Raw genomic sequence first — 22,331 nt, forward strand, 5'->3', positions numbered from 1 at the left:
TGACCACTAATTATATGTACATTCTTCTCGGCTTAGCTATGGGTTTTATGGGTTCGATGCACTGCATAGGTATGTGTGGCCCTTTGGTTATGAGTATTCATAAAATTGGAAGCTCACACAAGCCGAGCATTTACTATCAGTTTGTTTATTATATAGGAAAAATTATTTCTTATGTGCTTATAGGAATTCTATTTGGAGGAGTAGGACAGACGTTTCATCTCTTTCTATCGCAGCAAAAGCTTTCTATATTAGTTGGCATTAGTTTTATTCTATTTTTCGTATGGAACAAGATAAATACAAAGACATTTTCTAGTACTTTCAGTTCAAAAATTCTTCCTCTTACGAGATTTTTTTCATTGCTTGTTCAAGAGAAATCCGCTCTAAAAATGCTTTTTACAGGTATAGGAAATGGTTTTTTACCTTGTGGCTTTGTATATGCAGCGGCAGCGGCATCCATAGCTACTGGTCATGTATCAGATAGTATTTTATTTATGATAGGATTTGGGATAGGAACTATACCTGCTTTGACCAGCGTCATTTATTTTTATAGATTTCTGCCCGAAAAAGCCAAGATTTTTTTCAATCATATTTATACCTACTTACTCGTCATCGTAGGGATATTGCTTATTCTCAGAGGACTCAATTTAGGTATTCCTTATATCAGCCCAGCCTATGACACCGAGAAAGAAGAAGTACACAGCTGCTGTCATAAAGAAGGATAATTTTTCTGTGCCAAGGATCACAGTTTTGGGTTTTTAAACGTATTACGGGATTTCTACTTATTAACTTTGTTCGGTAATCTATCATAATTTATGAGCAATTTTGAATTCGTTATTTTCAGTGTCATTATAGGTCATTTAGTACTTGGTTTTGCATGGGTACTCTACAAAATAGAGTTTAGTAATAAGGAAAAATAACTTTCATCTTGATTCTTTATACCGTAAGCGTATTAGTCCAATTTCGCATAGCGCATTGCACTAAACAAATACTGCTACGGCATTTACCATAGCAAAGTTTTAAAATAGGTTGAACTATTTTAAAACAGCTATTGGTATTATTTTCACTAACTTTGTTCGTAAAGTATAAATTTTGGTATCTATATGGCAAAATCAAAAGACGTAAAAAAAGAAGTCAAGAAAGAACCAGTAAAAACGGCAAAAGAGAAGAAAGAGGAGAAAAGAGAAAAGAAAAACAATAAGAAATACTAGTTTTTCTGACTATTTGCCGCCACCTTCGCTGCCCATTTCTCTGAAATCACTCTCATGAGATTTATAAAAAGTTCATTGGTTCCTGGATCATTGAACTGAGACGCGATAGTGCCATATACTGGCATTGTATCTGGATCCTTATCCCAATGATTTAAGTTGCGTTGGATTTGTTTCTTCACGTCTCTCAATGCATCTTGGGCTCCACGTTTGTCAAATTTATTCACAGCTACGATATCTGCAAAATCTAGCATATCAATCTTTTCAAGCTGACTAGCTGCGCCGAATTCTGGTGTCATGATATACATCGACACGTCGCTGTGATCTACTATCTCTGTATCACTCTGTCCTATACCAGATGTCTCCAAAATTATCAGATCGAAGTTTGCATATTTAAGAATATCCACTGCTGCCTGTACGTATTTTGAAAGAGCCAAATTGCTCTGTCTTGTAGCTAATGAACGCATAAAGACTCGTTCATTATTGATAGAGTTCATCCGAATTCTATCGCCTAGTAATGCTCCTCCAGTCTTACGTTTCGATGGATCTACAGAGAGAATGGCTATTTTTTTATCTTCAAATTCAAACAGAAATCTGCGAACTATTTCGTCTATCATGGAAGACTTACCAGCTCCACCAGTACCTGTAATACCCAGCACAGGGCACTTTGTGACCATTGACTTTGCGACCTTGTCAGAGTCTGGCAGGAACTTTTTCAAATCTTTTTCTAGACACTCAGGAAAATTTTCAGCTGTAGAGATGAGTTTAGCTAATAGTTTAGCATCACAATTTTGAAATCCTTTTATAAAATCATCTTTGGATTTATACTCAAGATAACTTTCTGGTGCACCTGTCGGAAAATCACATTTGGACAAAAGATCAATAATCATACCCTCAAGCCCCATAGCGCGACCGTCATCAGGAGAATAAATTCTAGCTATACCATATGCATGTAACTCCTCTATCTCTGTCGGTAGTATGGTCCCCCCTCCTCCTCCAAAAATCTTTATATGACCACAACCATGTTCTTTTAAAAGGTCGTACATATATTTAAAAAATTCGATATGTCCCCCTTGATAGCTAGTAATAGCTATGGCATTGGCATCTTCCTGAATGGCTGTATTTACTATTTCTGCTACACTTCTATTATGCCCTAGGTGAACGACCTCAGCACCTTTAGATTGGATAATACGCCGCATAATATTGATAGCAGCATCGTGTCCATCAAAGAGTGAAGCCGCCGTAACTAATTTGACTTTATTTTTTAACTGGAAATCCACCGCAGTTGATGACATAAAATGAGTTTAAAAGCGCAAAATAATATATTTTAGTGGAACTATTCATAAAAAAAACGCTAATGATTGCGCACACCATAGGTGAAGAATATTGCCATCCAGAATATTAAAAAAATAGTACAGAGCACATTTATCCCTGAAGACCTAAAATAAAAATATATTGCGCTCGCCAAAGTAGCATTTTGAGGATTGTTTTTCATATAGTATATTTCTACTATTTCACCTTCATCAAAAATTAAGTTCTTTGGTCCATTAAAACTATAATTATGGTTTCCTACTGAATATTCAATTTGGCTAACCGTATAATTTGATTTTCCAAATTCCATGGAAAAGCTTCCAGTTACTACCCCATTTGTTTTCTCACCAAATAATAAATAGTGAAAACTAAACAAGATAGGCAGTGTAATAACAAAAAAACTGACAAGTAAAAATACCCTTAACGTAAGTTTATGTTTTATAAATTCTTCTAATCTAGTCAAACTATTCTAAGGCTCTATTTTATTTGATAAGAAAGTCCGGGTATTCTTCGCATTGTGCTATCTGGGCTTAAGACCTTTACATTTTCTATTAATAGCACATCGCCAGATTTGGACTGTTTAATTGACTCTATAATAGCCTTATTTAGTTCTGCTGAGTTATGCTCAGCTTCTATAATATCGCCTTTCTTTGGGATGTAGGTAAGATGGAATGAAACTATTTTTTGAGTGGTAGATACTATATCGCCAGTGTAAATTTTCAATGATGAATTGTTCAGTAAATCATAAGCACTAATCTTACCGCCTCCAGGAAGTGAGCCCAGCCGCACCTTAGGGTCTAAGTTCTTTTGTAAATCTATTTTATTAATCTTGGCATCAAAATCTATGCTGCCTTTCATAACAGTTCCACTAAATAACATGACAGTAACAGGACCAGCTTGATTTGGTCTTATTTTAAAATTAGCACCATTCTTCAATATATTCACTGCATTAAAAAGGATATTGTCGATACTGGGGTCAAATTTCAGCACATTTTCTATCCCGACGATTAAGACATATTTTTCCTTAGAAGTTAAATTTTCAAAGTAGAGGCTGTCTTGAGAATTAAGATTTATCCAAAAAAAGGATAGAAATAATAGTCCTAAAAATTTATTTAGTAGTCTTCTAGTCATACTTCATTATATTTTCTCATAACAAAAAGTACAATAAAGATAAGGAATTAGACCTTAAAATCCTTTAAAAACTATAATATGAACACCAAGTTTTACTTAAAAACGGATATATTTATGCTTTTATATTAACGAAAGCGTCTTTAGCAATGCAAAAACTAGATAAAAAGACTTTGTGGATTCGATTAGCTATGGTCATAGCCATAATTGTCCTCGTCAATTTTATTGCATCTTTTTTATATAAACGTTTTGATTTAACCTCAGAAGGTCGATACTCTTTGAGTGATTCTACAATAAATCTTTTGGATAAAACGAAACACAAAGCCTATATTAAAATCTACCTAGATGGAGAAGATCTTCCTTCAGGTTTTTTACGATTGAGAAATGCGACTGAAGATGTTCTCAAAGAAATGAATAGCGAAAGTGGTGGAAAAATTCAATATGAATTTATCAATCCGGTCAAAAATGCCACGAATGAGGATGAAAGAATTAAAATTCAACAAGAGCTCATTTCCAAAGGGCTTATGCCTACCCAGTTAAGGGTTAAAAAAGAGGATGGATTTAAAGAGCAACTCATTTTCCCTTGTCTACAAGTCAGTGTCAATGGGAAATCATGGCCAGTACAAATTTTGGAGAATCAAGTCGGCTACGCACCAGAGTACGCTCTGAACAATTCTATCATTTCACTGGAATATAAAATAGCGAATGCCTTAAAAAAACTAACCGACGACAAGGTTTATACCATAGGTATCATGCAAGGACATGGAGAACTTATGCCTCAAGAATTAAATGATCTAGCGAATATACTTACTGAAAACAACTATGAGGTCAACTTTTATGACGTCAAGCAGAAAGTATTAAGTAAACAAGGGGATAGCCTTGGTTCTTGGTTTCCACAAACGACGGATTTATTAATAATAGCGGGTCCTCAAAAACCATTCGCTGATGTAGAAAAATACCGCCTAGATCAATACGTCATGAAAGGTGGAAAAATATTATGGGCAATAGATGCGATGGATGCTCGCATGGATTATTTAAGAAACGATGCTAATATGTTTTTAGCCCATGGATTAGATTTAAATTTAGAAGATATATTGTTTACGTATGGTGTCCGTGTTAATAAAAATCTTGTTCAAGACGGACAGCAGAGCGCTCCCATTCCGATATTAGATGAAGCTACCAAAGAGCCTCTCCTATTTCCGTGGCTCTATAGCCCGCTGTTAACTCCCTCTCTGGAGCATCCTATTGGGAAAAATTTAGATCCTGTGTTTGCGCAATTTTCATCTAGTATTGACCTGATACAAAACGACATTAAAAAAACAATCATTCTTTCTACATCACAATACGGAAGAGCAATTCCAGAACCTGCGCGAGTACATTTATCTGCTGTCAAAGACAAGCCAGATTTTAAATACTTCAAACAACCACATCTTCCATGCGGTGTTTTACTCGAAGGAAAATTCACATCTGCCTACAAAAATCAATTAGGCATTGATTTCGTCAAAAAAATAACGGAGGCTGGTCAAGCCCCGAAAGAAATGAGTGTAGAAAACAAAATGATAATTCTATCCGATGCAGATATTCTCAGAAATCATGTTTCGAGTAAAGGGGAAATATATCCGTTAGGATTTGAGCAGTACAGTCGTCAAACATTCGCCAATAAAGACTTTGTATTAAATTGTATCGAATATCTGATAGATCCTAATAATCTTTTAGCTACTAGAAATAAAGAAATAAAAGTTAGGCAGCTTGATGCTAAGCGAACTAAGACAGAAGGAAGCAAATGGAAAATGCTGAATCTCATTTTACCTTTAGGTCTTGTAATTTTATTTGCCATAGTCTTTAACTATCTGCGCAGACGAAAGTGGACAATAGCCAAACTTCCAAAATAATAGTATGTGAACTTTTTTTACAATTTATCTCGGCTAAGTTTTTTATTCCTCCTATGCGGATTGATATACTTTCCCTTCATAGGTGAAGTCAATTTATTTGACTGGGATGAGACCATCCTTGCCTCCGTATCCAAGGAAATGTTCATGAGAGATGAAGTGCTTCAGCCTTGGCTCAATGGCAATTATTTCTTAGAAATGCCCCCATTCTTTTTTTGGTTACAGCTAGTTTCTTTTAAGTATTTAGGTATAAAAGAATATGCAGCCAGATTACCGAATGCTATTTGCGCTATTCTTGTGGTATTGACATTATATAAAAATGGTAAACGAATTTATTCTTCCAATTTCGGACTAATGTGGGCTATGATTTATATTTCAATGCTTCTCCCACAGCTGTATCATCGATCTGGATTAGCTGAACCATGGTTTTGCTTTTTCATTTATTTGAGTATCTATAATTTAGTACGTGTTATTGAAGCCAGACAAGAAAGCGGAGAAAAATTTTATAGAAAAAAAGAAATTTTTTCCAATCTATTTTATAGTTTTTTTGCTGCAGTTGGTGCCTTTATGACCAAAGGTATTGAAGGGTACATAGTCATTTTACTAACCTATTGGTTAGTTTTTTTATTTTCCAGTGCTAAATATGGCTTTGGTTACTTCAATATCTTGAAATGGACCTTCTATTTTATATTATTTATTTTAATTTGGGTTGGGATAGAGTATAAATGGCACGGGAATCTCTATCTAAAGTCGTTTTTCAATTACCAATGGGAAACACTTAATTTAAGTAAGGCAACCTGGACACATCGAATTTCATTTCAATTTATTATACTGCTTCTAGGATGTTTTCCGGCAAGTATTTTTGCTTTGAACTCGCTAAGAATAAAATCATATGAGTCTGCGATTCAAAAAATATTTAGACTATCTATGGTTAGTTGCCTTATAATTGTGCTCATCATAGTGTCGCTTTTTAAAATCAAACTTGCCCACTATTCCGTTTTAGCCTATTTCCCTATTTCCTTTCTAGCTGCGTATAGCATTCGATATATACTTGAAGAAGGTCAGCCAATTAAAAAAATAACATATATACTTTATGCGATAGGAGCCACCATCTGGACAGCAAGTCTAATTATACTGCCATTGTCACGAGCGAATATTGACATACTAGAAAACTATATTCATGAAGATACTCTACATCTAGCTCTCACTTCGCACTACCCATGGGAGAATCTTGAAATCATTTTCGGGATTTGTTTTTTCCTTTTATTTTCGATTTCTTTTTTGTTGCTTGTTTATAGAAAAAGAAAAACTTTTGGATTTATAGTATTATTCGTTGGGTGTCTGATATTGAATAATGCGTTATTATTATATTATGTACCTAAATTAGAGCAATGGACACAAGGTCCGCAAGTAGAATTCGTCACAAACAATAAAAATGAAAAAGCCTACTATCATTACTTTGGAGGCATCAGTTTCATACCTAAATTTTACTCTGATAGTGCACTGATATTAAACCAAAATTTTGAGTTAGATAGTCTGGCGAGTTATGCCAAGAGCCCTTATCCTAATTATATCATAACCAAAATGAGCGATACCATGCATTTCGCAAAATATAAAGAACAAATTCAACCATTATATAATCAAGGTATTTATAGTTTTTATAAAATCAAACAATAAAATATGACAGAACTTTTTATATACAATACACTGACAGGAAAAAAAGAGAAGTTTGAACCATTGGTTCTAGGCAAGGTAGGCATGTATGTATGTGGACCTACATTATATAGTGAACCACACATGGGCAATCTACGAAGCTTTATAAATTTTGATATGATATATCGTTATTTTTTGTATCTAGGATATAAAGTAAAATACGTAAGAAATATTACCGATTGCGGGCATATTACAAATAGCGCAGGCCAAGAACAAGATAGTATTGGGATAGCAGCGCGTGCCGAGCAAATGGAATCTTTAGAAATTGTCTATAAATATAATTCTAAGTTTCAAGAAATTCAGAGAGCTTATAATCTTTTGAGACCAAGTATTGAGCCTACAGCGACAGCGCATATACAAGAGCAGATTGAAATCATAGAGAAGATAATCGCTAATGGTTACGCCTACGTCAGCAATGGGGCAGTTTATTTTGATGTAGAAAAATATATCAAATCCAATGCGTATGGTATAATTAGTGGTCGAAAAGTAGATGAACTTCTTGTGGAATCTCGTGAGCTACATGGTCAGAATGAAAAGAAAAATCCAGCTGACTTTGCACTATGGAAAAAGGCACAGCCTGAGGATATGCAGATATGGAGAAGTCCATGGGGCGATGGCAATCCAGGATGGCATATTGAATGTACCGCTATGAGCACCAAATATCTCGGGGAGCAATTTGATATCCACGGAGGTGGTATGGATTTAAAATTTCCTCATCATGAGAATGAGGTGGCACAAAGCTGCGGCGCTGGCATGAAAAATCCTGCTCGCTATTGGATGCATGCCAATATGCTTAATGTCAATGGTCAGAAAATGAGTAAGTCTTTGGGAAATTATTTTCTACCATTTGAGATTTTGGACGGCACATCTGATATTTTCTCTAAACCTTTTAGTGCCAATGTCGTTCGATTTTTTATGATGATGGGGCATTATCGAAGCGATTTAGACTTCTCCAACGATGCTCTTCTTTCTGCTGAGAAAGGTTATGAAAGATTGACAGAGGCTTTTGGGAAAGTCAGTAAACTAAATACAAACGATAGCTCCAATTGTAAAGAAGCTATCGCAGCAGTGGAATCAAACTGCGCTGCTGCGATGAACGATGATTTCAATACATCAAAACTCATTGCTGAATTATTCGAATTGGCGACTATTATTAATAAAATAGATAGTAAGGATCTAAAAGCAGATCAAGATGATATTTCTAAAATCAACGATATCATACAGGGCTATTTTATACAAGTACTTGGAATCAATTTTGAATCCAATGTAAATAATCAATCACAGGCTATGGAGCATTTGATGAATTTAGTAATAGAGATAAGAAAAGATAGTAGAGAGAAAAAAGACTTTGCCACTTCTGATAAAATTAGAGATTATCTCAATCAAGCTGGAATAGAGCTGAGAGATGGGAAGGAAGGGACGAGTTGGAAGATTTAATTTGAAAATGTGCCAATTTGAAAATTGTTTAATGATTTGACGATGTGATGATTTAACGATATGCTGATATGATAACGTGGCGATGAAAAAATGTAACCTAAAGACTTTTATTTTCCATTAATAAAAACTATGACTGAAAATTATTGCAACCGTCACTTATAACTTATAACTCAAAATTAATTTATGTCTTTTACCAACTCTCTTTCAAACTATCGCATTCCATTTAAAGAAAATAAAATTCTATGGGTTTGCAGTATTATATTCTTGACCATCTGGGCATCTACGCTTATCGGCACTACGGATTTTAAGAACTGGATTCTGGAAAATTTTCTCGTTATTATTTCATTAATTCTCATCATTTGGAACAATAAAAAATACCAATTTTCTGATTTGAGTTTTGTGCTTTTTACAGTTTATATTTGTCTTCATATCTACGGTTCGAAATACACTTATGCGGAGAATCCATTTGGCTATTGGTTAAAAGATGCGCTTGGCTTTGAGCGCAATCACTATGATAGAATTGTACATTTTAGTTTCGGATTTTTATTGGCTTATCCTATGCGAGAGGCTTTTATTTCGTGGTTTAAGTTTCCTACTTGGGTAGGATGGCTTTTACCTATTGAAATCACTTTATCTTTCAGTGGTATATATGAACTCGTAGAGTGGGCAGTAGCTGATGTATTTTTCCCAGAGCAAGGCATGGCTTATCTGGGAACACAAGGTGATGTCTGGGATGCTCAGAAGGATATGTTCTTAGCTACTCTAGGTGCCATATTAGCTACGTGTATTATAAGTGGGTTGAAGAGGGCGTTAAAATTCTATTAATCATATTTGATTTACTAAGTAAAACCTCCTAAATTTGAATATAATTTTTGACTATGGACGTTTTAATAGAAAAAAAGAAAATAATAGAATGGGTAGAATCTTTGGAAGATACTGAAACCATTAAGCTTCTGAAAGATATGGCAAACCCCTAGAAAGTTCAATTTTGATCAAGAGTTTAAAAAAGGACTAACTTCTGAAGAGTTTAGTAAGCGCACTACGGATTTTCTTAAAGGGCTTAAATGGGAGAAATTAAATAATTTAGTAGATTTGTAAATTAAAATAAACTTAGTGCCTTTGTGGCAAATAAAAATGAAAATTCTCTCCTACAATGTAAACGGCATTCGTGCCGCCATGAAGAAAGGTCTTGTTGACTTCATTAAAAGTGAAAATCCTGATATTCTTGGTTTTCAGGAATTGAAAGCAAATAAAGAGGATATCGATGAGAAGGCAATTCAAGATTTAGGTTATCATACTTATTGGTTGAGTGCTGAGAAGAAAGGCTATAGTGGGGTAGGTATTATTTCGAAAACAAAGCCTAAAGAAATCATCGAAGGAATGGGGCATGCATTTTTTGATAAGGAAGGAAGAACATTAGTTGCTGTATACGATAATTTTACTTTAATCAATACTTATTTCCCTTCAGGAACTTCAGGAGATGAAAGACAGCAATTAAAATTTGAGTTTTTAGATTATTATTTTGACTTTATAGAAAAGATGAAGAAGAAATATCCTAAACTCATAGTATTGGGAGATTATAATATAGCTCACACAGAAATAGATATACATAGTCCCAAAACAAATCAAAAAACTTCAGGTTTCTTGCCAGAAGAACGCGCTTGGATGACGAAATGGTTCGCCAGTGGTATGGTGGACAGCCTACGACTACTGCACCCGGATTTATTGCATGCTTATACGTGGTGGACAGCGCGCTTTCCCTCTGCAAGACTTGAAAATAAAGGCTGGAGGATAGACTATGTTTCTGTTACAGAATCATTGAAAGATCATTTGAAAGAGGCATTTATTCTACCTGAAGCTAAACATAGCGATCATTGTCCATTAGGGATTATCATGAAATTTTGATTTAGTAAAATTATTAGTTAGATAAATTTCTTAGTGAAACTTCGTGTTTACTTAGTGGAACTTTTTGAAATAACTATATCACAAAGGTTCGTAAAGAAGACAGAAAATACATAAAGCAAAAACCCGACAGATTGCTCTATCGGGTTTATAGTTTGTATTTTATTGGATTGGTTTTATACCGTATAAGTTTTTGTAATCTCACATACGTGAGAAACAAAAACTAGCACGGTATAACCCACTCTATGCATTCAAAATTGTTTAGAAAATTTTGAATGCGAGATTGGGTTACATCATTCCGCCCATTCCACCACCTGGCATACCATGAGCGTGTGGTTCTTCAGCTTTCGGTTTTTCAACGATAACTGCTTCCGTAGTCAAAAGCATAGCCGCAATAGAAGCTGCATTTTCCAATGCTACTCTTGCTACTTTCGCTGGATCGATGACACCTGCCTTATAAAGATTTTCGTATTTATCTTCTCTAGCATTGTAACCAAAATCTGCCTTACCTTCGATCACTTTATTGACGACTACCGAACCTTCGACGCCTGCATTTTCACAAATCTGTCTCAATGGAGATTGAATGGCTTTTCTGATAATTTCGATTCCTGTTTGTTGGTCTTCGTTGTCACCTTTCAATTTCGCTAAAGCATCCAATGCTCTGATATAACCTACTCCTCCACCTGGGATGACGCCCTCTTCTACAGCCGCTTTCGTAGCAGCTAATGCATCATCTACTCTATCTTTTTTCTCTTTCATCTCCATCTCTGTCGCAGCACCTACATAGAGTACAGCTACTCCACCAGATAGTTTAGCCAAACGCTCTTGCAATTTCTCGCGATCATAATCAGAAGTAGTTGTTTCAATCTGAGCTTTGATTTGCGCTACTCTAGCTTTGATATCATCTGATTTACCTGAACCATTGACGATAGTGGTATTGTCTTTATCGATAGTTACTTTCTCCGCAGAGCCTAACATATCTAATTCCGCAGACTCTAGTTTGAAGCCTCTTTCTTCGTTGATCAAAGTACCACCTGTCAAGATAGCGATGTCTTCTAACATAGCTTTTCTTCTATCACCGAAGCCTGGTGCCTTGACAGCAGCTATTTTCAATGTACCTCTCAGTCTATTTAATACCAAAGTAGTCAACGCTTCACCTTCTAAGTCCTCCGCAATGATTAACATAGGTCTGCCAGTCTGAACCGTTTTTTCTAAAATAGGAAGGATATCCTTCATCGTAGAAATCTTTTTATCGGTGATAAGGATATACGGATTGTCTAAATCTGCTTCCATTTTCTCAGAATTTGTTATGAAGTATGGAGAGATATAGCCTCTATCAAACTGCATTCCTTCTACCACTTTCACTTCTGTCTGAGTTCCTTTTGCCTCTTCTACTGTGATCACACCTTCTTTTTTCACCTTAGCCATAGCTTCTGCTATAAGTGTGCCTATTTCTGAATCATTATTAGCAGAAATAGTTGCTATTTGCTTGATTTTATCGTTATCATCACCTACTGTTTGAGAATTTTCTTTCAAATGACCTACTACTTTGCTCACAGCTAAGTCGATTCCTTTTTTCAAATCCATTGGATTCGCACCGCTTACTAGCGCTTTCAAACCTGGAGTGATAATAGCCTGTGCTAAAACTGTAGCTGTAGTCGTTCCATCTCCAGCTTGATCATTGGTTTTAGAAGCCACTTCTTTGACCATCTGAGCACCCATGTTTTCGATTGGATCTTCCAATTCTACTTCTTTAGCCACAGTCACACCATCTTTTGTGATGTGTGGTGCACCATATTTTTTTTCGATAACCACGTTTCTTCCTTTAGGGCCTAAGGTTACTTTTACGGCATTGGCTAACTGATCCACACCGCTTTTTAATTTATCTCTTGATTCTGTGTTATAACTTATAATTTTTGACATATTATCTAATTTTAAATTTTGAATTATGAATTTTGAATAATGGTTAGACAATAGCGAAAATATCGCTTTCTCTCATCATAAGGTAATCTTTGCCTTCTACCTGAATTTCAGTTCCACTATACTTTCCATAAAGTACCGTATCACCTACTTTCACTGTGGTCGGCTCATCTTTTTTACCAGGACCAGCGGCTACGACTGTACCTCTCATCGGTTTTTCCTTTGCTGTATCAGGGATAATAATACCTGAAGCTGTTTTTTCTTCTGCTTCGGCTGGCTGAACCAGCACTCTGTCTGCTAATGGTTTTACATTCATGTGATTAAAATTTTATGGTTATATAATTATTTTAAGTTCTACAATAAGAAACATCAGATTCTATGCCAGAGCATTTTTAGTGCTAATCTGTCAGCAATTCATAAATATTTGATAAAAATGGGGCAAAAATGGCAGATTAGAAATGTTTAACCATAAAATCTGTCAAAATAAAATGTAAGACAGGTTCAAAAGTCTATCCTGCGTTTATAATTGGACTTTAATGAAAGACCAATAGTTAGTCCATGTAACAAACCTTTTGTTTCGAACCCTGTTAAACTAGTCATATGGTATCTCGCATTAATTCCCCATAACCATGCGCTATAATTCCACCTTTCGTAGCGATTGGGGAATATCTCTCCAAAGTAATAATCGTACTGAACACCTGTATTCAAAGTAGGAGTCAAATCATAAATTATGGGTAGATCTTGATCTTTATTTGCCTTTTCGTGAGTTAATCTTGAAAATCCTAAGCCAATATAAGGAGCTAAAGACATATTTTTAATCTTTAGTAAATTATAACCAATATTGAAATGAAAATCAAAATAATTGGCATCTTGACCAGCATTTAAGGTCAGGTCTTTGCCTACAATTGTTGTAAGTGCTCTAGAATTAAGTGATTGTATGTTTAGATTCAGTCGCCAATTTCTATAAAAAAATTCAAATCCAATCAATCCATTTAAACTATTGTCTAATTTCTGTGCAATGTCTCCACTTAAAAAACCATATCCAAGTCCTAACTTAACTCCCCACTGAAAATTCCTTACTACCTTTTCCTGTAAAATATAACTACGGACATAATAAACATAGGCAGACCTTGGAAATTTTTCTATAAATTCTTTTGCAGAATTAGCAAGCATGTGCTCATCTTCAAGATCTACAATAATATAAAAATCATCATTATTTTTTAAAAGATGCCCTAAGTAAAGTTTCAAAAAATGCTTTTCTTCTTCTTTTAAATTAGAAAGAAAAATTTTACTTAACACATTGACATAATTAGCTTTTAAATAGACAACTAGGCAATTTCTCAACTCCGTGGTTAAGTGATATTTAAAATAGTAATTATTATTTGGATTAGTCTGTAGATTGTTAAGAATATAATTGAAGTCTAGGCTAACAAAATTTAGCAGAATTAATTCATCATCACTTAGATTAAGTTGTTTATTTTCTGTATTCTTCCTTAGCAGATAGGAGCCATACTTTTGAACCGCTCTGCTATCTGATTTCTCTAAAGCTTCGATAAGTAAATATCTTGCCTTAACAAACAGCTCATATTTAGAAGGTCTAGCACCGATGATTTCCTCCTCAATACTATCATAGGATTGACAGAAACTTAAAAGTGGTAGTAATAAAAAGAGGATATTATACAATGCCTTCATTCGGATATTTTCAATTGCTAAGATAGTAAAATTTCATATTGGCAATCCAAATGAAAGCAACTAAAAGTCTTAACTATTCATTCGAATGAAAAATTCCTCATTACTGCTCGTACCTCGCATATGCTGAAGAAGGAATTGCATAGCCTCATCTGCATTCATGTCACCCATTTGCTGGCGAAGGATTTGCATTTTTTGATGAATTTCTTTTGGCTGCAATAAGTCATCCCTTCGAGTAGACGATGGTACTAAATCAATGGCTGGATAGATACGTTTATTGGAAAGTTTTCTTTCTAATTGTAGCTCCATATTACCCGTTCCTTTGAATTCTTCAAAAATAACTTCGTCCATTTTAGAACCTGTATCTACGAGGGCGGTAGCAATAATTGTCAATGAACCTCCGTTTTCGATTTTACGTGCTGCACCAAAGAATTGCTTAGGCTTTTGCATAGCGTTGGCCTCTACACCACCTGAGAGAACCTTTCCTGAAGAAGGCGCCACCGTATTATATGCTCTAGCTAGTCTCGTTATAGAATCTAATAAGATGACTACATCGTGTCCACTCTCTACTAATCTTTTAGCTTTTTGCAATACAATATTCGAAATCTTGACGTGTTTATCCGCTGGTTCGTCAAAGGTGGAGGCTATCACCTCTGCATTTACGCTTCTCTGCATATCAGTCACCTCTTCAGGTCGCTCATCGATAAGTAAGACCATGAGATAAACCTCCGGGTGATTGTAGGCTATAGAATTAGCGATATCTTTCAGAACGGTTGTTTTACCGGTTTTGGGCTGAGAAACTATCATACCTCTCTGACCTTTTCCTATAGGAGTGAATAAATCCATTATACGACCCGTTACTTTTTTAGGATCATTATCTATGGATAGTTTTAGCGATTCGAATGGGAATAATGGAGTGAGATACTCAAAAGGAACTCGGTCCTTGACTGCTTCTACAGCCATACCATTCACTAAAACCGCTTTCTGGAGGGCAAAATAACGTTCTCCTTCTTTCGGCGGTCTAATAGGACCTACAATAGTATCACCGGTTTTGAGACCGAATAGTCTGATCTGAGATGGGGATACATAGACATCATCAGGTGAAGGCAAATAATGATAGTGGGCTGAGCGCAAAAACCCAAATTGTTCGTTGGTTATTTCTAGTACACCTTCTGCATCTACTTTACCATCGAGTTCTTGGAGTATGCGATTTTTTTCTTCTACAGAGAGTTTGACCTTATCTTCTGCCTCTTCTACCATTTCATCTTGAGGAAGGCCTTCCATATTGTCCATTTCTGTGATCTCTGGATCCCTTAAGTCTTTCGTTTCCGCACCGCTTGTTTCTTCAACTTCAGAAGAAGCTTTTTCTTCCTCTTTTACTAGAAGCGTTGGTTCAACACTTTCTCCTTTAGCAGGCTTTGTTTTCTTTGGTTTTTTCTTCCCGCTTGACTCTTGATCTATTTTCACAACTATCTTCTCCGATACGACTTCAGAATTAACATCAGCAGCTTCTTTATTAGCTTCTGTTGTCACTTTATTTATACGTTTTCTTTTGGGTTTGTTTTCTTCCTCTAAATTTGGGTTTTCTATCATACGAAATTATGATTTACAAATAGGTTTAAATAAAAAATTGAATAAACTTCAAGGGTGGGTGAACAATAAGAATATTGGATTTTTTCTTAGAAAATTTGAACTTAGTATAAATACTCTATTCAAATCTAAAGCAAATTTATACTTTAATTTTTAATTACAATATTTTTTTATTGAGAATTACCAAAAAAAATCAAACTTTGTACCTTAAACGCAGCACTAAAAAGTTCAAACGAATTTAATTTGAAATAGATAAATCCATGGATTGGAGACAGAAAATTCAAGCACTTAGAGAAGAAGTATCTCAATATAAGATTGAGAAAAAGGAAGATGTAGAGAAGTTTAGGATTGCTTTTTTAGGTACAAAAGGCAAATTAAAAGATGCCATGTCTCTCATAGCAGAAGTCCCAGCAGAATTGAGAAAAGATTTCGGGCTTCTGGTCAATGAAGTTAAAAATCACGCTGATACCAAATGGAATGAATCAAAAGATGCATTCGAGAATAGTGATGAATCCAGTAAAGTAGATTTCGACTTAACCGCACCTGCTTTCCATGGTCAACTAGGTGGGCTGCACCCGATAACCAAAACCAAGCGTAAGATGATCAGCATATTTGAACGCATAGGTTTTACCATATTCGAAGGTCCCGAAATCGTCGATGACTGGCATAACTTTACAGCACTCAATATGCCTCAGGATCACCCTGCTAGAGATATGCAGGATACGTTTTTCTTGACTGAAAATTTAGAGTATCTCCTTCGTACCCATACATCGAGTTCTCAAATATTGGCGTTAGAGACCCAGAAATTACCATTACGAATCATCACCCCAGGGCGTGTATACAGAAATGAAACGATTTCTGCACGAGCTCATTGTACATTTCATCAAGTAGAAGGACTCTATATCGATGAAGGTGTTTCCTTTGCTGATCTGAAACAGTGTATTTATTATTTTGCTAAAGAGATGTTCGGTTCAGAGAATATCCGACTACGACCTTCCTATTTTCCTTTTACAGAACCTAGTGCAGAGGTGGATATCTCTTGCTTTATATGTGATCAGAAGGGATGCCCCGTATGCAAGAAGACCGGCTGGGTAGAAATTGGTGGCTGTGGCATGGTAGATCCTGCTGTACTTAAAAATTGCAATATTGATACCGAGAAATATAATGGCTTCGCCTTCGGTATGGGAATAGAGCGTATAGCTATGCTCTACTATCAAATCAATGATTTAAGACTTTTCTGGCAAAATGATATGCGGTTTTTGAGGCAGTTTTAATCAATTTAAAGATCACGTTTTTTCCACCATATCTCTATCTCTGCTAAAAATCAAAACAAGAACTCCAATAAAGAGATAGATATAGTAACTCATAAAACGCCATACAAAGGCAGCTGTGCCGCTGAGTCCGGGCAGTATACTATCACAATAAAATGCCATATACAGTGCTTCTGCTATGCCGCTACTGCCTGGTGTAGAAGGTAAATAAAACATCAACCATAATGCGTATTGCTTCACATAAACATAAAGCCAATCTATCTGACCACTACTAAATCCATAAACAATAGCGACGCCTACTAAATAACGACCTACCCATGACATGAGTGTATAGACACAAAGCTGTAACCAAAATCTGAATTTTTTACTACGTATATGGATACTGGTATGATGAATCTCATCTGCAAAATCATCCATCCTCGTCCGCCATTTTTTCAACAGTGGGAGTCGCGCTATGGTTTTGATGAATTGCCTGATCCAACTAGGGTAGATAAATATCCCTACAAAAACAATCCCTACAAAAACTAGAATAAATATTAACATCAATATGACTGTGTATTCGAGATACTTAATACTTTCTATCCAAGGAATTTTCGCTTTTAAAGCTAGCCAGTCAGGACATTGTGTCCCCAGATGAAACATCTGCTTGCCAAACAAAAAATAAAATACAGGGAATAGAAGAATGAAAATAAACTCGTCTAGCAGGATAGCAATAAGCACTATCGATGACGCCTTCGCCGCAGAGATTTTATTTTTAATGAGTAAATAGATAGCGACGGCTTTCCCTCCTATCATACCCGGAGTAATAGCAGAACCAAATTCCCAAAGTAAAATAATCTTGACACTTTTCCAGAAACCGATTTTATAATCGCAAAGCAGTCTTAGCCGCAAGACATAACCTAGATCCCTTAATATGAGCATAACTGCTGCTAGGGCTATTCCCTGTCCCATGAGACCGGTCCACTTCAAGGAAAGGAGTTGGCCAAAATCTAGGGTATTCTTGGTAAAAAAATAGCCTATAAAAAAGATGATCAGGAAATAGAATACAATTTTTTGCGCACTAAATGGCTTGCTCTGTTTCATCTGTATTTTTTAATGAAATCCAGAAATTATTGATTCTTTCACCGATGATAATCGCTATACGAGATTCTTGAACCAATTCTAAAATGGCTAGAAAGTGATAAATAGCATGTAGTCGAGTTTCGATATCAGAAAATAGTTCCTCAAATTCGATTTTCTCTTTTCGTTCCAACTTGGCAATAATCGTATCCTTTTCTTCTACTATGGAGTATTTAATGTAGGCTATTTCGTGCTTAGTATCATCTTCTCGCAATTGTTTTTGAATTAATAATTTTTCAAAAACTTTGAAAAGCTTAGAGACGTTGACACTCTCCATTTCAAGCTCCGTTCGATACAAATCCGCAATTTCCTTAATCTCCGTGATAGCTGCGGGGCGCTTGATTTTCTGATGTTGAGCCTCTTCTAGATTATGCAAATAGTCACTTATCTCTTTATACTGTTTATACTCTAGAATTTTTTGAATTAATTCTTTTCGGGGATCTATTTCATTTCCTTCTTCGTCGAGTTGTTTTCTGGGGAGAAGCATCTGTGCTTTGATCTTCATAAGCGTAGCTGCTACGAGAATAAATTCGCTCGCTACTTCGATATTGAACTCGCGCATCTTATGAATATAACCCAAAAAATCGGCAGTGATATTATGTATAGGAATATCATAAATATCTAATTCATCTCGTTCGATGAAAAATAGCAACAAATCAAAGGGTCCTTTGAACTGTGGGAGGGCTATTTCAAAAACTTCATTTTCTCCTGGCTGACTCATGCGCGCTTTTGATTAAATTTATTCATAGCTATAGGGAATCCTGCTAGAATAGATTCTTCGATAGCTAAGATAGCATTATCGAGATAATTTGGTAGATTTTTCACCTCTTCTTCTGTCCATTTACCTAAAACATAGTCTACTTGACCTCCTTTATGAAATTCATTTCCTATACCAAATCTCAATCTTGGGTATTGTCCTGTTTGCAACTCTAGTTCGATATTGCCTAGTCCATTATGCCCACCGCTGCTGCCACTTGTTTTGATTCGAATTTGTCCAAATGGTAAGGCGAGTTCATCTAGGATAGCCATGGATTGCTCCCTAGGAATTTCGAGTTTATCTAACCAATATTTATAAGCCTTCCCACTGAGATTCATATAGGTGGTAGGCTTGATGATAGTGACTATTTTATTTTTCAAACGAAATTCAGCCATATCTGCATAACGTTCAGCTTTGAAACTAAAATTATGCTTACTCGCCATTCTGTCTGCGACTAAGAAGCCAACATTATGACGGGTGTAGGTGTATTCCGCGCCAATATTACCAAGTGCTACGACTAAAAATTTCAAGGTTAAATAAAAATTTACAATACCGCCTTGGCGATATTGATGACACCATCCGATTTACTCATAGTATAGTAATGAAGCGAGGGTACACCAGCAGCTTTTAATTCTTTACTCTGCATGATACACCATTCTTCTCCTACTTTTTTGACATCTGCTTTGGTTTTACATTTTTCTACTTCTTTGGTCAATTCGTCGGGAATCTCCAAGAAAAATCTCGATGGAATAGACTTCAATTGATACTTAGCGTCAATTGGCTTCAATCCTGGTATGATAGGCACATGGATACCTTCTTTTCTGCATCGGGCTACAAAATCAAAATACTTTTTATTATCAAAAAACATCTGTGTGATAATATAGTCTGCACCGAGATCTACTTTATTTTTTAACCACTTGAGATCCGTGTTCATATTCGGAGCTTCGAAGTGTTTTTCAGGATAACCAGCTACTCCTATGCAAAAATCTGTTTCCATCTCATTGAGTGTTTCCTCGTGTAGAAATTTGCCTCTATTCATATTGGATACTTGTTCCACTAATTCACTGGCAAATTTATGCTGATTGGTTTTACCGATTTGCAGGCTATTCTTTTCATCGCCTTTCAAAACCATGACATTTTCTATACCTTGATAGCAAAGGGAGAAGAGCGCATCTTCTGTCTCTTCTTTACTGAACCCTACACAAACAAGATGTGGCACAGTCTCTACATTATACTTGTACGAAATCGCCGCACAAATTCCTACCGTACCTGGTCTCGGTCTAAGTGGCGCCTCTTCTATCAAGCCATCAGGTCTGCGCTTATAAATCATTTCTTCAGGGTGATAGGTAACGTCTACAAAGGCTGGATTAAACTCCATCAAAGGATTCAACACATCGAAAAGATCATTGATTTTTTTGCCTTTCTGAGGTGGTAAAATTTCGATTGAAAAAAGGGTTTTTCCCTTGGCTGCCGCTAATTTATCTGTAACTTTCATACTTATTGTCTGATAGACAAATGTACATGAAAATAATTAGTTTATCGGAACGAATACGTCAAAAAATCTCAAAATTAAGTAGCATTCAACTTATCAAGAACAAAATACATATCCAATTTTAGTCCGTTTTTCACCTCGATGACACCTCTTTTCTCGCATTTGAAATAAGGTTCAATATAGTTAAAGGTTGATTGGCTTATATTTATTTTACCAGGAGAACTGCTCGACTCCATTCTTGCGGCAACATTCACAGTATCACCCCATATATCATAAGCGTATTTATGAGTACCCACAACTCCTGAGACGATACTGCCTGAATGAATACCTATACGAAACTCAAATGCATACCCAAATTTTTGCTTGACTACTGCATGCGACTCCGTAACGAACTGAATGATATCATGAGCTGCCGAAACCAGAGACCATGCATGATTTGGAGAATTATTCAACCCGCTAACACATAGATAGGCATCGCCAATGGTTTTTATCTTTTCAATATCATTATAGTTTGAAACAATAGAATCAAATTTAGCAAAATAGAAGTCGAGAATATTGATAAGTATTTCAGGCTCTAGGCTAGTCGCCAAATTTGTAAATTCCTTGACATCGCAGAACATAACTGTCACAGCTTCGTGTCGCTGAGGAATAGCTTTGCCATACATTTTAAGTTGTTTTACAGTCTTAGCTGGTAGAATATTATGAATCAATGCTTCAGACTTTTGTCTTTCCCTTCTAATAAATATGGATAAAAATCCAATAACTAGAAACAAGCCACCAAGCACCCCAGCAGCTATTATGGCCTTCTTGTTGTTTTCTTTTTGACGAACAATTGTATCATTGAGTTGTTTCCGCTCTATTTCATTCCTATATTTAGAATAGGTCAAAGCTATCTGAGAAGTAATATCCAAGCCTGTAGCTGCATCTTTCAATTCTTGAACCTCCAGTAAGTACTGATGTGCTTCTTTGATCTTGCCCATTTTGTAATAGATGTCATGTAATAACTGAGCAATAGCTATCTTGTTTCCAGCAATATCATTTGATCCTTTTGAGTTAGAATATTGATAGGCCTTTAAACCGTAGTCAAGTGCCTGCGTCAATTTGTTCTCTAAATAGTTGATTTTTGAATACAACGTATAAGCAACGGCAATAGCTGCTGGTTCATTCCTTGTTTTGTAGTAATTCAAGGATTTAGCTAATAAATTCTCTGCTTTTTTATATTCTTGCTTATTCACAAGCACCTTAGCTATTCCCTGTTCTATTTCATGCTCTCTATCCGAGTTAGTATTTTTTTTAACTAAATCTAAAGCAAAGAGAAAATAACGCATTGCTGAATCATATTGTTTTAATTCATAATAACTCAAACCGCTTAAATATAATGGCACACTACGAAATGATTCCTCGCCTTTCCACCTATTTTTAATTGCTATCTGAAAATATTGAATGGCATCATCATACTTATGATTGGCGTAGAAAATAATTCCGAGATAGTTATAAGACTTGGAGATATATTCTTTATTCCCAATTATTTCTGCATATTTCAATGATTCAAAAAAGAATTTAACAGCCCGGACATCATCCTTTTTCCATACATGTTCTATCTTCCCCAGGCGATAATAAGACATTAATAAACCGTTATAGTCTTTTTTTGATTTAGAATATTCTATTAAGTCTAATAAAATTTTCTCTCCTAGGGCGATAGAATCAAATGATTCAGCATAATAAGTATCGTATAAGTCAAGACTATGAATGATAAAATTATCTTTTTCTTTTACCGCTGTCTTATTTCTATCTATTTCTATATTTCCATAGCTAGATTGAAATGACAATAATATAACTATTGGAAGATAAATCATAAGATTTCGATGCATGAATCTGAGTCTAAAGTATAGAGATAGGTAAATTTCC

The 22,331-nt window shown here is 35.5% G+C and carries 19 protein-coding genes; 7 read left to right on the forward strand and 12 right to left on the reverse strand.

What is annotated here, in order from left to right; translation table 11 throughout:
• Nucleotides 1–14 precede the first annotated feature (14 nt).
• A complete protein-coding gene (locus JNL75_10005; GenBank protein ID MBL7790147.1) occupies nucleotides 15–722 on the forward strand; it encodes a sulfite exporter TauE/SafE family protein in 708 nt (235 codons plus the stop codon).
• A 482-nt stretch (nucleotides 723–1,204) separates the two neighbouring features.
• On the opposite strand, the gene JNL75_10010 is transcribed toward JNL75_10005, so the two are convergent.
• Genes JNL75_10010 through JNL75_10020 form a run of 3 tightly spaced genes read right to left on the reverse strand, consistent with a single transcriptional unit; the run spans nucleotide 1,205 to nucleotide 3,647 of the window.
• A complete protein-coding gene (locus tag JNL75_10010; GenBank protein ID MBL7790148.1) occupies nucleotides 1,205–2,500 on the reverse strand; it encodes a cobalamin-dependent protein in 1,296 nt (431 codons plus the stop codon).
• A gap of 59 nt (nucleotides 2,501–2,559) precedes the next feature.
• Complete coding sequence (locus JNL75_10015; GenBank protein MBL7790149.1) at nucleotides 2,560–2,979, reverse strand: hypothetical protein; 420 nt, start codon at nucleotides 2,977–2,979, stop codon at nucleotides 2,560–2,562.
• Nucleotides 2,980–2,993: 14 nt separating this feature from the next.
• Nucleotides 2,994–3,647: a hypothetical protein gene (locus JNL75_10020; protein MBL7790150.1), complete on the reverse strand. Its 654-nt coding sequence runs from the start codon at nucleotides 3,645–3,647 to the stop codon at nucleotides 2,994–2,996.
• A gap of 146 nt (nucleotides 3,648–3,793) precedes the next feature.
• On the opposite strand from JNL75_10020, the gene gldG reads away from it, so the two are divergent.
• The 5 genes from gldG (at nucleotide 3,794) to xth (ending at nucleotide 10,588) form a co-directional block, all read left to right on the forward strand.
• Nucleotides 3,794–5,536: a gliding motility-associated ABC transporter substrate-binding protein GldG gene (gldG, locus tag JNL75_10025; GenBank protein ID MBL7790151.1), complete on the forward strand. Its 1,743-nt coding sequence runs from the start codon at nucleotides 3,794–3,796 to the stop codon at nucleotides 5,534–5,536.
• Nucleotides 5,537–5,542: 6 nt separating this feature from the next.
• The gene (locus JNL75_10030) at nucleotides 5,543–7,210 is read left to right on the forward strand and encodes a glycosyltransferase family 39 protein (GenBank protein MBL7790152.1); all 1,668 of its coding nucleotides are present in this window, start codon (nucleotides 5,543–5,545) and stop codon (nucleotides 7,208–7,210) included.
• A gap of 3 nt (nucleotides 7,211–7,213) precedes the next feature.
• Entirely contained in the window at nucleotides 7,214–8,683 is a 1,470-nt protein-coding gene (locus JNL75_10035) for a cysteine--tRNA ligase (GenBank protein MBL7790153.1), read from the forward strand.
• A gap of 183 nt (nucleotides 8,684–8,866) precedes the next feature.
• Nucleotides 8,867–9,508 (forward strand): DUF2238 domain-containing protein, encoded by a 642-nt coding sequence (locus JNL75_10040; GenBank protein MBL7790154.1) that lies wholly within the window; start codon nucleotides 8,867–8,869, stop codon nucleotides 9,506–9,508.
• Between the two features lie 309 nt (nucleotides 9,509–9,817).
• A complete protein-coding gene (gene xth / locus JNL75_10045; protein ID MBL7790155.1) occupies nucleotides 9,818–10,588 on the forward strand; it encodes an exodeoxyribonuclease III in 771 nt (256 codons plus the stop codon).
• A gap of 285 nt (nucleotides 10,589–10,873) precedes the next feature.
• Here xth and groL read toward each other — a convergent pair whose 3' ends face one another.
• From groL to rho, 4 genes are all read right to left on the reverse strand, one after another.
• Nucleotides 10,874–12,508: a chaperonin GroEL gene (gene groL / locus JNL75_10050; protein ID MBL7790156.1), complete on the reverse strand. Its 1,635-nt coding sequence runs from the start codon at nucleotides 12,506–12,508 to the stop codon at nucleotides 10,874–10,876.
• Nucleotides 12,509–12,551: 43 nt separating this feature from the next.
• The gene (locus JNL75_10055) at nucleotides 12,552–12,821 is read right to left on the reverse strand and encodes a co-chaperone GroES (protein ID MBL7790157.1); all 270 of its coding nucleotides are present in this window, start codon (nucleotides 12,819–12,821) and stop codon (nucleotides 12,552–12,554) included.
• A 185-nt stretch (nucleotides 12,822–13,006) separates the two neighbouring features.
• Nucleotides 13,007–14,197, reverse strand: coding sequence for a hypothetical protein (locus JNL75_10060; protein MBL7790158.1), 1,191 nt, complete (start codon nucleotides 14,195–14,197; stop codon nucleotides 13,007–13,009).
• Between the two features lie 69 nt (nucleotides 14,198–14,266).
• The gene (gene rho, locus JNL75_10065) at nucleotides 14,267–15,787 is read right to left on the reverse strand and encodes a transcription termination factor Rho (protein ID MBL7790159.1); all 1,521 of its coding nucleotides are present in this window, start codon (nucleotides 15,785–15,787) and stop codon (nucleotides 14,267–14,269) included.
• Nucleotides 15,788–16,044: 257 nt separating this feature from the next.
• On the opposite strand from rho, the gene pheS reads away from it, so the two are divergent.
• A complete protein-coding gene (gene pheS, locus JNL75_10070; GenBank protein MBL7790160.1) occupies nucleotides 16,045–17,058 on the forward strand; it encodes a phenylalanine--tRNA ligase subunit alpha in 1,014 nt (337 codons plus the stop codon).
• Between the two features lie 12 nt (nucleotides 17,059–17,070).
• On the opposite strand, the gene JNL75_10075 is transcribed toward pheS, so the two are convergent.
• The 5 genes from JNL75_10075 to JNL75_10095 all read right to left on the reverse strand — a co-directional run bounded on the left by JNL75_10075 (nucleotide 17,071) and on the right by JNL75_10095 (nucleotide 22,294).
• On the reverse strand, nucleotides 17,071–18,138 hold the full coding sequence (locus tag JNL75_10075; protein MBL7790161.1) for a flippase-like domain-containing protein: 1,068 nt from the start codon (nucleotides 18,136–18,138) through the stop codon (nucleotides 17,071–17,073).
• Nucleotides 18,116–18,895 carry a segregation/condensation protein A gene (locus JNL75_10080; GenBank protein ID MBL7790162.1) on the reverse strand — a complete coding sequence of 260 codons (780 nt, stop codon included), beginning with the start codon at nucleotides 18,893–18,895 and terminating at the stop codon, nucleotides 18,116–18,118. The genes JNL75_10075 and JNL75_10080 overlap by 23 nt, the downstream gene beginning before the upstream one ends.
• Nucleotides 18,892–19,461: an aminoacyl-tRNA hydrolase gene (locus tag JNL75_10085; GenBank protein MBL7790163.1), complete on the reverse strand. Its 570-nt coding sequence runs from the start codon at nucleotides 19,459–19,461 to the stop codon at nucleotides 18,892–18,894. Before JNL75_10085 ends, JNL75_10080 begins: the two co-directional genes overlap by 4 nt.
• 14 nt (nucleotides 19,462–19,475) lie before the next feature.
• Nucleotides 19,476–20,426 carry a methylenetetrahydrofolate reductase gene (locus JNL75_10090; GenBank protein ID MBL7790164.1) on the reverse strand — a complete coding sequence of 317 codons (951 nt, stop codon included), beginning with the start codon at nucleotides 20,424–20,426 and terminating at the stop codon, nucleotides 19,476–19,478.
• A gap of 74 nt (nucleotides 20,427–20,500) precedes the next feature.
• A complete protein-coding gene (locus JNL75_10095) occupies nucleotides 20,501–22,294 on the reverse strand; it encodes a hypothetical protein (protein MBL7790165.1) in 1,794 nt (597 codons plus the stop codon).
• Between the last annotated feature and the right edge of the window lie 37 nt (nucleotides 22,295–22,331).

It is taken from the genome of Chitinophagales bacterium (assembly GCA_016787225.1).
Taxonomy (GTDB): Bacteria; Bacteroidota; Bacteroidia; order Chitinophagales; family JADJOU01; genus CHPMRC01.

Bases quoted from the DNA above. Each gene is read 5' to 3' on its own strand.
- JNL75_10005 (MBL7790147.1), top strand. From the start codon at position 15: ATGTACATTCTTCTCGGCTTAGCTATGGGTTTTATGGGTTCGATGCAC.
- JNL75_10010 (MBL7790148.1), bottom strand. From the start codon at position 2,500: ATGTCATCAACTGCGGTGGATTTCCAGTTAAAAAATAAAGTCAAATTA.
- JNL75_10020 (MBL7790150.1), bottom strand. From the start codon at position 3,647: ATGACTAGAAGACTACTAAATAAATTTTTAGGACTATTATTTCTATCC.
- gldG (MBL7790151.1), top strand. From the start codon at position 3,794: ATGCAAAAACTAGATAAAAAGACTTTGTGGATTCGATTAGCTATGGTC.
- JNL75_10035 (MBL7790153.1), top strand. From the start codon at position 7,214: ATGACAGAACTTTTTATATACAATACACTGACAGGAAAAAAAGAGAAG.
- JNL75_10040 (MBL7790154.1), top strand. From the start codon at position 8,867: ATGTCTTTTACCAACTCTCTTTCAAACTATCGCATTCCATTTAAAGAA.
- xth (MBL7790155.1), top strand. From the start codon at position 9,818: ATGAAAATTCTCTCCTACAATGTAAACGGCATTCGTGCCGCCATGAAG.
- groL (MBL7790156.1), bottom strand. From the start codon at position 12,508: ATGTCAAAAATTATAAGTTATAACACAGAATCAAGAGATAAATTAAAA.
- JNL75_10055 (MBL7790157.1), bottom strand. From the start codon at position 12,821: ATGAATGTAAAACCATTAGCAGACAGAGTGCTGGTTCAGCCAGCCGAA.
- JNL75_10060 (MBL7790158.1), bottom strand. From the start codon at position 14,197: ATGAAGGCATTGTATAATATCCTCTTTTTATTACTACCACTTTTAAGT.
- rho (MBL7790159.1), bottom strand. From the start codon at position 15,787: ATGATAGAAAACCCAAATTTAGAGGAAGAAAACAAACCCAAAAGAAAA.
- pheS (MBL7790160.1), top strand. From the start codon at position 16,045: ATGGATTGGAGACAGAAAATTCAAGCACTTAGAGAAGAAGTATCTCAA.
- JNL75_10075 (MBL7790161.1), bottom strand. From the start codon at position 18,138: ATGAAACAGAGCAAGCCATTTAGTGCGCAAAAAATTGTATTCTATTTC.
- JNL75_10080 (MBL7790162.1), bottom strand. From the start codon at position 18,895: ATGAGTCAGCCAGGAGAAAATGAAGTTTTTGAAATAGCCCTCCCACAG.
- JNL75_10090 (MBL7790164.1), bottom strand. From the start codon at position 20,426: ATGAAAGTTACAGATAAATTAGCGGCAGCCAAGGGAAAAACCCTTTTT.
- JNL75_10095 (MBL7790165.1), bottom strand. From the start codon at position 22,294: ATGCATCGAAATCTTATGATTTATCTTCCAATAGTTATATTATTGTCA.